The sequence below is a fragment of the Priestia sp. P5_B4 genome (genome assembly GCF_056400385.1).
The window spans coordinates 1-2,630 of the sequence record NZ_JBFULJ010000531.1; the positions used below are offsets into that span (position 1 = coordinate 1).

Below are 2,630 nucleotides of genomic sequence, written 5' to 3' on the forward strand. Positions count from 1 at the left end.
ATTTGGCTCCAAGAGTTCCAAACTATAATTTAGAAAAGGCGCATGAGTCTACGCCACCATTACAGAAAGCAACAACAATTACACTAAGCACAAGCTTGAAGTCCCTTCGTTTTCGACTTTTAGATCAACAAAATAAACGTTTTGTAAGCTTTAAAGAAATTAAGCATCTCGTAGACAATAAAAAATCGCGTATGAATTTGAATAACAAAAGACCAAACCTCGATAAAAATTGAATATCCATACGATAAAATCATTCAATTTTAATAAAAAAATACCTGGACGAGTTGAACTATAATCCGAATAAGGGTCACTACATAAAAAGTGGCCCTTATTCGGACTTTTTCACTTGAGCACTTTGTGAGATTTTCTTACTAATAAATCATTTCTTTTCGTCTTCTAGTATCATCAATCATGAAGTTATGTTTTTTGTAACAAAAGTGGAGAAGGTAGTTGAAAAAATACCGAGATATTGGTATTATAACTATTGTTTTTGCAAAAGACCCTGAWGAGAATCTTATGGAAATTCAAAATTGGAGAAAATAAAAGAGAATAAAGAAGAATTGCTTAAAGATAAACAAGCAATTGAAAAACTTATAGAAAAACGCCATGAAAATATAAAGCTAGCTTAACACAGCTAGCTTTATTTSTARTTTATAGAGCTAGTTACCATAAAGCGAGTTCTTGAAATTAAAGAATTAATAACAATGACTCTTACTACCTTAGGAACAATCAAATTATCTAAAAAAACTAATTATGTAGCTCATATTTTAAATGTTAAAATAATGAAAATTACCTTTTTAGATAAGGGAAGATCGGAGGACAAAATTTAATGAATAATTTGCACTTTCTAGGAGAAAAAATCGTAGAAAAAAAGTATGAAATTGCGCATAAAGTACATACAAATAGAATGGTAGACCTTAAACAAACAAGAAATTTCAATCTTACAAATGAAAAAATTATTGAAATGAGAGCAAACTTCATCAACAATTTTGGAGAAGCAATCATGTTAAACCTCGATCAAAATACAAGTTTCGATCGCATATTGAAATGGGGAAAAGAGTCAGGAGAATTGGCATCAAATCTAGGGGTTTCTCTGAGTGAAGCTTTAGAGACCACAAGTTATTACCGGAAATTTATATGGGAAGTACTTAAAGAAGAAATAAAAAAGCATAACATGCCGATAGACACTGTATTTGAATTAAGCTCAATTATTGATCCTTTATTAGATAAAGCTGTTTATGCTTTTAGTTTGACTTATGTTAATTTCCATCATGAAACATTAAAAAAAGCAAAGAGTGCCTTCCTTGAATTATCCGTACCTATGGTCCCTATCACAAAAGGAATTGCCATACTCCCTCTAATTGGAGATGTAGATACGGAAAGAGCCACTCTCTTACTAGACGAAACGTTGAAGAAAGCAAATGAATTGAAGTTATCTCACCTTCTATTTGATCTCTCTGGTGTTATGATTGTGGACACTATGGTTGCCCATCAAATTTTTAAAATCATTGAGGCATTAGATTTACTTGGGGTAAAAACAATGTTAATTGGTATCCGTCCTGAAGTTGCTCAGACCATGGTTCAACTTGGAATTAATTTTAGTAAAATAACTGTAAAATTAAACCTCGAACAAGCGCTTCTTAGTTTGAATTTAACCATAGATACGTTAGAATAAATATTCTTAACCAATAGTTTATGAATTGAATTCTATTTACCTTCAAAAAACCACTTAACATAAGACAAATTATAAATAGTTAATCTATTTTTAAAGCGATACTCTTTCGAACAATTGAAGTAAAATAAACACTATAAAGTATAGAATTTTTTGACTAGGGCAGACTGCTAAAGTTCGCTTGAATATACACAATACCTGTTGTGAATAGCTTTATTTTTTGTTGCAGACTTTCTAACAAGTCTGCTTTTTACATATAATAAATTTCTTCTACATAAAATATTTATGTTTCATTTCTTTAAAAAAAGGTAAAGTACTATGATAGATTGGAATGTAACAAGAAACAGATCTTTTTTAAAAGATCTGTTTCTTGCTTTTTATTTAATAATTACAAAAATGAACAATAACTCATACCTTGAGTAAACTATTCAAGACAGGGTGAGCTGTCATCACAAAACCTAATTACGTAACAGAAAAAACTACTCAGAGTGAACTGTACAGTAGTTTTCCTAGTCGTTGAAATATAGATGTTATGTTGATAATGCTCTATTGCATCTTGAGTAGTTTGCTCAATTTACTGTTTATGATTCGCTTTATAATTATCAAAAAAAAGAAACAAACTTAAAAAAGAACGTTTCTCGAAAATTCAATCCAGCTTAATACTATACCCTTATCATAGAAACCAAAACATATTTTATAAAAATTATGTTTTGGTTCTTATAATGAACATGATTCCACCTAAAGGTTTATATGAAATGCATCTTTAAAATTAAAAAATTCATGTGAGGCAAAAACAAATAATTAGTGTTTTTTTATACTTACTATTTTAGCAACTTTGGTTAAATGTTTTTCTGATTCCTCTAACCGTTTTTGAGTGTTGACTAAAGAGTTTTGAATAGATAAAGGTGCAAGAACTTTACTACTTTTCACTTCTGTACATACGAGGTGACCTATACCA

At 29.7% G+C, this 2,630-nt stretch carries 1 protein-coding gene and 1 pseudogene; both read left to right on the plus strand.

What is annotated here, in order from left to right; translation table 11 throughout:
• Window positions 1-233, plus strand: a pseudogene (locus AC1DRF_RS22490) (fatty acid desaturase); the annotation flags it as partial.
• Window positions 234-829: 596 nt separating this feature from the next.
• Window positions 830-1,675 (plus strand): STAS domain-containing protein, encoded by an 846-nt coding sequence (locus tag AC1DRF_RS22495; protein ID WP_197226592.1) that lies wholly within the window; start codon window positions 830-832, stop codon window positions 1,673-1,675.
• The last annotated feature ends 955 nt before the right edge of the window (window positions 1,676-2,630 follow it).